A 9,164-nucleotide genomic window follows, 5' to 3' on the forward strand; every position below is an offset into this window, starting at 1 on the left:
GGCCAGCCCGATCGCCGTGGTCAGCGCCCGCGCGGCGCGGGCGCTGACCACGGCGATCGGGCTGGCCACGGCTGCGCTGCTCGCGCTCGTCGGGCTCGCGCCCGGACCTGCCGCCGCCACGTCGACCCCCGCCGCGCCGGTGGGTGACCGCCTCACGAGCGGTCAGGTGCTGCCGGCGGGCGGCTCGCTCGCGGCGGTCTCCGGCGCGCACGTGCTGAGCGTGGGCGCCGACGGGGACGTGACAGTCCGGCTGGGCACCGGCCCCGTGCTGTGGCACACCGGGACGACCGGGAACCCCGGCGCGCGGCTCGTGCAGCAGCCCGCCGGCGCGCTGGAGGTCCGGTCGGCGTCGGGCGCGCTGCTGTGGACCACGGGCGTGCAGTCGCCGGGCGCGCGGTCCGTGATCAAGCCCGACGGCGTGCTGTACACGATCGACACCGCGGGGCGGCTCGCGTGGAAGTCGACGACCGACGGGCCGGCCCTGCGGACGACCGGCACGGACCGGGTCGCGTCCGGCGGACTGCTGCTCGCCGGGGAGTCGATCGCGACCGGTGACGTGCGGCTCACGATGGGCGCCGACGGCGACCTCACGCTGGCGCGCGCCGGCACGGTCGTGTGGCGCACCGGGACGACCACGCGGGGGGCGGTCGCCCGGGTGACCACCGAGGGCGACCTGCAGGTCGTCGCGGACGGCACCGTGCTGTGGTCCACCGGCACGCAGGTGACCGGCTCGCGCCTGGTGGTCAAGGACCACGCGCGGATCTACGTGGTCGAGCCGTCCGGCACCAGCACCTGGTCCTCCCCCGCGCCCGTCGTCGAGCGGGTCCCCGCCGTGGTCTCCCTGCCGCTCCCGGCGCCGCTGCCCGTGGCGACCCGCCCCGGCGCGGGGCCGGGCAGCGTGACGACCGGCGGCGGCGAGGCGGGCGAGCGCGTGTACCGCACCGTCCTGTCCGGCGCCCCGCAGTACGCGGACCCGTCGTCCGAGCTCGCCCGCGCCGTCACGACCGCGCGGGCCCAGGGCCGCACCGAGGACGCGGCCCTGCTGGAGCAGGCGGCGACCGGCGGCGCGGCCCGGTGGCTCGGTCCCGCGGACGGCACGGCGGCGGTGCGCTCCTACGCCGCCGCCGCGACCACCGCGGGCCGGACCCCGGTGGTCGTCACCTACGCGATCCCCGACCGGGACTGCGGCAGCTACTCCGCCGGCGGGTTCACGAGCCACGCCGAGTACCGCGCGTGGGCGGACGCCGTCGCGGCGGGCCTGCGCGGCTCCCGCGCCGTCGTGGTCGTCGAGCCCGACGCCCTGCTGCACCTCGAGCGGTGCGGCGACCGGGACCAGCGCCTCGCCTCGCTGCGGTACTCCGTCGACGCGTACGTCGCCGCGGGCGCCGAGGTCTACGTCGACGCCGCCAGCAGCAACAGCTACGGCTGGAGCGCGGAGCAGCTGCGCGAGATGGCCCTGCGGCTCCGCGCCGCCGGGGTGGACCGAGCGGCCGGGTTCTCGGTCAACGTGTCGAACTTCCAGCGCAGCGAGCACGAGGTCGCCTACGGCACCTACCTGTCGGCGCTGCTCGGCGGGCCGGCGTTCGTGGTCGACACCTCCCGCAACGGCAACGGGCCGCTGGCCGGGCCCGAGGGAACCGTCTGGTGCAACCCCGAGGGCCGCGCACTCGGCGCCCGCCCGGCGGCCACCGGCAGCGGCCCGCACGTCGCGGACCTCTGGATCAAGACCGTCGGCCGCTCCGACGGCACGTGCAACGGCGGCCCGGTCGCCGGCACCTACTGGGAGGAGTACGTGCTGGGCCTCGCCGCCCGCGCGGGCTCCGCCGGGTAGGCGGGGTGGCGCCGGCGCTCACGTGGGCCGGGACGCCTCCGCCGGGACCGCCCGCAGGCGAGCGGCCTGACGCACCAGGTGGTCCCACTCGGCGACGTCCGTGGCGCGCCGGGCCGCGGCGGCGTAGGCGTCGGCCGCGGCGCGCGGGTCGCCCGCGAGCTCGTGCAGGTAGCCGCGGACGGCGTGCCAGCGGTGCCGGTCGCCCAGCACCTCGCGCAGCGGCTCCGTCTCGCGCAGCCCCGCGTCGGCGCCCCGCACGTGGCCCACCGCGACCGCCCGTCCGAGCACCGCCGCGGGGTCCTGCCGCACCGGGTCGCCGGTCAGGGCCACCAGGTCGTCGTACCAGGCGAGGACCTGCGGCCAGTCGGTCTCCCCCGCGGTGGCCGCGTCGTCGTGCAGCGCCGTGATCGCCGCCTCCACCTGGTACCGGCCCGGCCGGCCGGCGGCCAGCGCCGACTGCAGGACGCGCACCCCCTCGGCGACCTCGCGGGTGTCCCACAGCGCGCGGTCCTGCCGGTCGAGGGTGACGAGGCGGCCGTCCGCGTCGGTCCGCGCCGCGCGGCGGGCGTGGTTGAGCAGCATCAGCGCGAGCAGCCCCCGGGCTTCGGGCTCCTCGGTGGCGAGCGTGAGCTGACGCGCGAGCCGGATCGCCTCGGCCGCCAGGTCGACCCGGCCCCCGTGGCCCGTCGTGTACATCACGTAGAGCACCCGCAGCACGACGGCCAGGTCCCCCGGCCGGTCGAGCGGCCGGCCCCGCAGCGTGCGCTTCGCGCGGCTGATCCGCTGCGCCATCGTCGCCTCCGGCACGGCGAAGGCGTCCGCGACCTCCCGGGTGGTGAGGCCGCCGACCGCGCGCAGCGTCAACGCCACCTGGGACGCCGGCGCGAGGTCGGGGTGGCAGCAGCAGAACAGCAGGAGCAGCGTGTCGTCGCCCTGCTCGACGGCCCCGGCGGGCGGCTCGGCGTCGGTGGTCACCTCGCGTCGCCGCCGGGCCGCCTCGCTGCGCCGGGCGTCCACGAGCCGGCGGGCCGCGACGGTCGTCAGCCACGCCCGGGGGTCGCGCGGCGGGTGCTGCGGCCACACCCGCAGCGCCTCGAGCAGCGCCTCCTGCAGCGCGTCCTCGGCCGCGTCGAAGTCCTCGCCGCGCCGCACGAGCCCCGCCAGGACCCGGGGGACGAGGGCGCGCAGGGCACCCTCGTCCCCCGGGAGGTCCGCGGTCACGTCACCCGCCGGCGGGCGCGTCCGACATGACCTCCCGGACGTCGATCCACTCGTACAGCGGCGTCCCGCCCTGGCCCGGCTCGGACGACACGTACGCCGCGATCTCCAGCGCCCGCTCGTACGACTCGACGTCCACCATGTACCAGCCCGCCACCAGGTCGCTCGTCTCGGGCAGCGGACCCTCGGTCGTCACCGGCGCGGCATCCGGTCCGCCGTAGCGCACCCACGTCCGCTGGGGGGTCAGCGCCTGGGCGTCGACGAGCTCGCCGCGCTCCTCCAGCATCTCCCCCACGTGCCGCAGGAACGCCATGTGCGCCTCCACGTCCTGCGGGTCCCACTGGTCCAGCGGCGGCGACGGGCGGTACTGCTCGGGGCCGCCGCGGTAGTGCTTGAGGAGCAGGTACTTCGGCATGGTGCCTCCTGGTGCCGTGGGGCTGCGCCTGTCGCGGCCCTCCACCTGGGGAGCGGAGCCGGTCCGCGGTTCTCGACATCGAGGAGCGCGCTGGGGACGACGCCGTCCGCGCTGGACGCTAGGGCACGGGGGCTGGGATTGTCAGCCCCGGACGCACGAAGAGCGTCTGACGGAGGTCAGACGCTCTGCATGGCCGCTCACGAAGGCGAGGGGACCCGAACGGCTGGGCGATCCACCTCACAACGAACGTGCTCAGCCTACGTCAGCCCGCCCGACTCGTGTCCAGGAGAGCCGTGGAAGACCGGGACCACCTCACGGTCACCGACCAGCAGCGCGCCGAGTTCCGGCGCCTGATGACCGGAGGGCGCCTCGGTGTCTACGACGCCTCGGTGCGCGCGGCCGGGTCGCAGGGAGTGACCATCGACCCGCTCGACCTGTACGTGTACAACATGGCGCTCGCCGGTGCGCTGCTCGGGCCGCTGCACATGCTGGAGGTGGTGACGCGCAACGCCGTCCACCTCGAGCTGTCCCGGTACGCCGAGCGGGAGGACTGGTGGGCCCGGGGCTCGAGAGTCGTCCTGCTCGAACGGCACTACGAGCGGGTGGCCGACTTCGAGCGCAAGGTCGCACAGGGACTGAGCAGATCGCGCACGGTCCTCCCGGGTGACGTCGTCGCTGCCACCGACCTCGGCTTCTGGACCGGCCTTCTCGGCCGCGGCACGTCCCGCGGTGGAGCCGACTACCAGGCGCTGTGGGACGGCGTCATCCACCGGGCGTTCCCGCACACGCGTCGGCGCCGCGACCAGATGTGGACGCAGTACAACGCGATGCGGACGCTCCGGAACCGCATCGGGCACCACGAGCACATCCTCACGACGGACCCCCGACGCAGTCTCACGACCATCGTGGGTCTGATCGGCTCCGTCAGCAGGCCGCTCGCGGCATGGGTGGACGACCGGGCCCGCGTCGACGCCGTCCTGCGGCGCCATCCGCTCACCGGGCGGCCGGCCACCCACTTCTGACGGACGTGCGGAGGGCGTGGGATTCGAACCCACGAGGACGGGGGTGTCCCGCCCCAACGGTTTTCAAGACCGTCGCTTTCGGCCGCTCAGCCAGCCCTCCCGTGACGCCGCGACCCTACCGCGAGGGTGCGGCGACCACGTCACCCAGCGCCACCCGCGGACCGGCCGCGAGGACGCGCGCCACGGACGCCGCGACGTCCGACACGAGCGCTGCGGCCTGCGCCGGGTCGAGGCCGGCCGCGAGGTCCAGGCGGTCGACCGCCCGACCGACCCAGGCCGCGACGTCCTCGTCGTCCCACCCGCCGAGCGCCGGCCCCGAGCCGAGCACCGCGAGCGCCTCCGCGTCGTCCGCGGGCGTGAAGCCCGGCAGTGCCGCGTGCCCCGACTGGACGAGCAGCACGGCGGCGAGGGCGAACGCGGTCAGCGGCGCCGGCGCCCCGGCGGCGGCACTGTCGGCGTAGACCGGGAGGTTGCGGGTGCGCCACTTGGACACCGCGTTCAGGGCGATGTCGCCGAGGCGGTGGTGCAGGTACGGGTTGGTGAACCGCTCCAGGATCCCGGCGGCGAAGGCGTCGAGCGCGGCTCGGTCGCCGGGGACGGTCGCCAGGACCTCGTCGGCGACGAGCCGGTCGAGGTAGGCGCGCAGGTCCGGGTCGGCGTACGCCTCGCGCACGCTCTCGTGGCCGAGCAGCAGCCCGATGGCGCTGAGCGCGGTGTGCGACCCGTTGAGGATGCGGACCTTCTGCGCCCGGAACGGCCGGATGTCCGGCATGAACCGCACGTCGAGCCCGGCCCGGTCGAGCGGGAGGACCTCCCGGACGCGGTCGTCCCCGCCGATGGCCCACACGTGGAAGTACTCACCCTTGACGACGAGGCGGTCCGAGTACCCGATCTCCTGCTGGATGCGGTCGATGTCGTCGCGGGGGAACCCGGGGACGATCCGGTCGACGAGGGTGTCGGAGAAGCTGCACGCCTCCCGGACCCACGCGGCGAAGTCCTCCCCGAGCCCGGCGGCGGCGGCGTGCCGCAGGACGTGGGCGCGCAGGGTGGACCCGTTGTCCTCGATGAGCTCGCACGCGACGAACGCCAGGCCCTTGTCGGGCGCCCCCGCGTAGTGCCGGAACCGGTCGTGCAGCAGCGCCGTGACCTTCGCGGGGAACGACGCGGGCGGCTGCGCGGACAGGTCGTCGCCCTCGACGTAGACGATCCCGGCCTCGGTGGTGTTCGACAGCACCACCTGGAGCTCCGGCCGGAGGTACAGCTCGCGGTACCGCGCGAACTCCGTGTGCGCGGCGACGACCTCCTGCACGCAGTCGACCCGCGTGATGTCGCGGACCGGGACGCCGTCCTTCACGCCCTCCAGGTACACGTGGAACAGCCCGTCCTGCTCGCGGAGCAGGTCGAACGCGGGGTCGGGCTGCGCGGTGGCGTGCACGACCGCGACACCGGCGTCCATCACGCCCGCCTGGTTGGCGCGGTGGATCATCCAGTCCGCGAAGCCCCGCAGGAAGTTGCCGCCGCCGAACTGCAGGACGGTGACGGGCCGGACGGTGCGGGTGGTGGTGGTGCTGTCGAGGGGCTGCATCGCGGGGGTCCTCCGGGGGTCGCGGGCGTGGTCGTCGGCGTCGGGTCGGGGGCCGCTCACGTGACCGTCCCCAGCTGCCACGGCACGAACTCGTCCTGGCCGAGCCCGAGCTCCTCGCTGGCGGTCTGCTCCCCGGACGCGACGGCGATGATCCGGTCGAGGATCTCCTCACCGACCTGCGCCACGGTGGCGTCACCGTCGACGATGCGCCCGGCGTTCAGGTCCATGTCGTCGCGCATGCGCGTGTACATCTCGGTGTTCGTGGCGACCTTGATGGTCGGCGCGGGGCGGCTGCCGAGGACGGACCCGCGGCCGGTCGTGAAGCAGACGACCGTCGCGCCGCCGGCCACGAGCCCCGTGACGGACACCGGGTCGTACCCCGGGGTGTCCATGAAGCCCATGCCGCGCTCGGTGATCGGCTCGGCGTACTGGTAGACGGCGGACAGGTCGGCGTGGCCCGCCTTCGCCACGGCACCCAGTGACTTCTCGAGGATGGTGGTGAGCCCGCCCGCCTTGTTGCCCGGCGACGGGTTGTTGTCGAGGCTGCCGCCGCCCTGCGCGGCGTACTCCTTCCACCACGCGATCCGCTCCAGCACGGCCCGTGCGACGTCCTCGGAGACCGCACGGCGGGTGAGCAGGTGCTCGGCCCCGTAGATCTCCGGCGTCTCGGCCAGCACGGACCGGCCTCCGGCCGCGACCAGCAGGTCCGACGCGTGCCCGAGCGCCGGGTTCGCCGTGATGCCGGAGTAGCCGTCCGATCCGCCGCAGTTCAGCCCGAGCACCAGCTCGGAGACGGGGAACGGCTCCCGCGTGCGGGCGGCCAGCGCGGGCAGCATCCGGACGATGGCCTCGAAGCCGCGCTCGACCGTCGCGCGGATGCCGCCCTCGTCCTGGATCGACAGCGTCTCGACGAGGGTGTCGGACGCGACCGGCAGCGTGTCGACGATCGACTGCACCTGGACCATCTCGCAGCCCAGGCCGAGCACGAGCAGGCCGCCGAAGTTCGGGTGCGCCGCGTACCCGTGCAGGGTCCGCTGCAGCACCCCGCCGCCGGTGGAGGCCGGCACGAGCCCGCAGCCGCTCTGGTGGGTCAGCGCGAGCACGCCGTCGACGCCGGGGTGGGCCGCCAGCAGCGGCGTGACGCGGTCGGCGATCATCCGGGCGGTCGACGCCGAGCAGTTCACCGAGGTGAGGATGCCGACGTAGTTGCGGGTGCCGACCTTGCCGTCGGCCCGGCGGTATCCCTGGAACGTGCGGACGGGCCCGGTGGGTGCGGGCAGCTCGGTGTGCACGGTGGCCAGCTCGTGCGACGCGGCGCCCTCGTCCATCGCGAGGTTGTGCACGTGGACGTGCTCCCCCGGTGCGATGTCGGCGGACGCGCGGCCGATGGACTGGCCGTACTTGTGCACCCGGCCGCCCCGGGCGACGGGCCGGACGGCGAGCTTGTGGCCGCGCGGCACGTCGGTCAGGACGGTGAGCTCGCCGGCGCCGGTGCGCACGCGCGCGCCGGCCGGGAGGTCGCGGATCGCGACGACCACGTCGTCGGCCTCCGCGAGCTGCAGGGTGCTGCGGTCGGGATCGGTGGGCACGCGCTTCTCCTCGGTCATGCGGGCGTCCCGGGCTCGTCGGCGACGGCGACGCCGGCCTCGCGCTCCCGGGTCTCGGTCACGATCTCCGTGACGCGCTTGTCGGACAGCGGGTAGAGGAAGAACAGGACCGCGCCGGCCAGCGTGAGCGCGACGGCGGGGTAGAGGGTCTGCAGCGACTTGATGCCCTGGAGGATCCCGCCCGCCTGGTCCGCGAGGTCCGGGTCGGAGGTGAAGCGGGGCACGTAGCCGATCAGCGACAGCCCGAACCCGGCCGCGCCGCCCGCGAGCGCCTGCGCGATCTTGCGGGAGAAGTTGAACATCGAGTACGTGATGCCCTCGCGGCGGGTGCCCGAGCGCCAGTGCCCGTAGTCGATGACGTCCGAGACCATCGCCCAGGTGATGCCGTTGGGCAGCGCGATGCCGACGAACGACAGGCTGTACAGGATCGTGAACGTCACGGTGCTGGTCGGCAGCAGGAAGTTGAGCCCGTCGGCCACCGCGGCGAGCGCGAACCCGCCGAGCGCGACGTTCTTCTTGCCGAACCGGGACACCAGCCACGGGATGGTGAGGATCGCCAGGATCGACGAGCCGATGCCGAACATGTTGACGACGGCGAGCAGGTCCTGGTTCTGCAGGTTGTAGTCCGTGAAGTAGACGATCATCGCCGGCTTGATGTTGTAGGCCGAGATCGAGAACACGGTCATGAGCACCAGCACCAGCAGGGGCCGGTTCTGCACGATCGTCGTGGCGAAGCTGCGCGGGGTGATGCGCTCGTCGTTGCGGACGACCGGCACCGCCTCGGTGGTGCCGCGGAACGTCGCGTAGAACCCGAGCACGCCCACGACGGCCATCGCCGCGGCAGCCGCCGCGAAGCCGACCCGCTCGCTGCCGAACGCCCCGACGATCGGCATGAACGCCACGCCGGTGACCAGCAGCGCGGAGACGGAGCCGGCCTGCCGGAACGACGCGAGCTGCGCCCGCTGGGTGGGCTCCTGCGTCATGACCGACGCGAGGGACCCGTACGGCACGTTCGTGAACGAGTACAGGACGCCCCAGGCCATGTAGGACCCGTACGCGTAGACCAGGTTGACCCCGTCGGTCCCGCCCGGCGTCAGGAACGTGACGACCGTGAGCACCGCCAGCGCGATCGAGGAGTACATCATCACGGGCTTGAACCGGCCGTGGCGGCCACCACCCTTGCGGCGGTCGACCGCGATGCCGGCGACCGGGTCCATGAAGGCGTCGAAGATCTTCGTGAAGACGAAGACCCCGGCGGCGGCCGCGGGCGGGATGCCGGCGACGTCCGTGTAGAACTTCAGCAGGTAGGCCTGGCCCAGGTCGAACATGAAGCCGTTGCCCATGTCGCCGAGCCCGTAGGCGATCTTGTCCCGGAGGGGGAGCCGGCCCTGGGCGGTGGCTGCGCCGCGGCGGCCGGGCGGGGCGCTCGCGGCAGGGGCGGGGGTGGGGGGGCGGGGGGGGGGGGGGGGAGGGGGGGGGGGGGGGG

Annotated in this window: 7 protein-coding genes and 1 tRNA gene; 2 read left to right on the top strand and 6 right to left on the bottom strand. The window is 74.6% G+C overall.

The features are described 5' to 3' along the window. Positions 1 to 1,831, top strand: a 1,831-nt coding sequence (locus tag KJP73_RS18220; protein WP_213284303.1) for a glycoside hydrolase family 6 protein, incomplete at its 5' end; no start/stop codon positions are given. A gap of 18 nt (positions 1,832 to 1,849) precedes the next feature. Here the strand turns inward: KJP73_RS18220 and KJP73_RS18225 are convergent. Beyond that, complete coding sequence (locus tag KJP73_RS18225) at positions 1,850 to 3,052, bottom strand: RNA polymerase sigma factor (RefSeq protein WP_213284304.1); 1,203 nt, start codon at positions 3,050 to 3,052, stop codon at positions 1,850 to 1,852. Position 3,053: 1 nt separating this feature from the next. Then, positions 3,054 to 3,464 carry a YciI family protein gene (locus tag KJP73_RS18230; RefSeq protein WP_213284305.1) on the bottom strand — a complete coding sequence of 137 codons (411 nt, stop codon included), beginning with the start codon at positions 3,462 to 3,464 and terminating at the stop codon, positions 3,054 to 3,056. A 293-nt stretch (positions 3,465 to 3,757) separates the two neighbouring features. Between KJP73_RS18230 and KJP73_RS18235 the strand changes: the two genes are divergently transcribed. After that, entirely contained in the window at positions 3,758 to 4,486 is a 729-nt protein-coding gene (locus KJP73_RS18235; RefSeq protein WP_213284306.1) for a hypothetical protein, read from the top strand. 8 nt (positions 4,487 to 4,494) lie between these two features. Here KJP73_RS18235 and KJP73_RS18240 read toward each other — a convergent pair. The 4 genes from KJP73_RS18240 to KJP73_RS18255 form a co-directional block, all read right to left on the bottom strand. Then, a tRNA-Ser gene (locus KJP73_RS18240) sits at positions 4,495 to 4,586 on the bottom strand. Between the two features lie 15 nt (positions 4,587 to 4,601). Then, the gene (locus KJP73_RS18245) at positions 4,602 to 6,071 is read right to left on the bottom strand and encodes a tagaturonate reductase (RefSeq protein ID WP_213284307.1); all 1,470 of its coding nucleotides are present in this window, start codon (positions 6,069 to 6,071) and stop codon (positions 4,602 to 4,604) included. Positions 6,072 to 6,127: 56 nt separating this feature from the next. Continuing rightward, entirely contained in the window at positions 6,128 to 7,678 is a 1,551-nt protein-coding gene (locus KJP73_RS18250) for a UxaA family hydrolase (RefSeq protein ID WP_213284308.1), read from the bottom strand. After that, positions 7,675 to 9,164, bottom strand: a 1,490-nt coding sequence (locus KJP73_RS18255; protein WP_213284309.1) for an MFS transporter, incomplete at its 5' end; no start/stop codon positions are given. The genes KJP73_RS18250 and KJP73_RS18255, both read right to left, overlap by 4 nt.

Origin of the sequence: Cellulomonas hominis, assembly GCF_901521055.1 — a bacterium.
Lineage (GTDB): Bacteria > Actinomycetota > Actinomycetes > Actinomycetales > Cellulomonadaceae > Cellulomonas > Cellulomonas endometrii.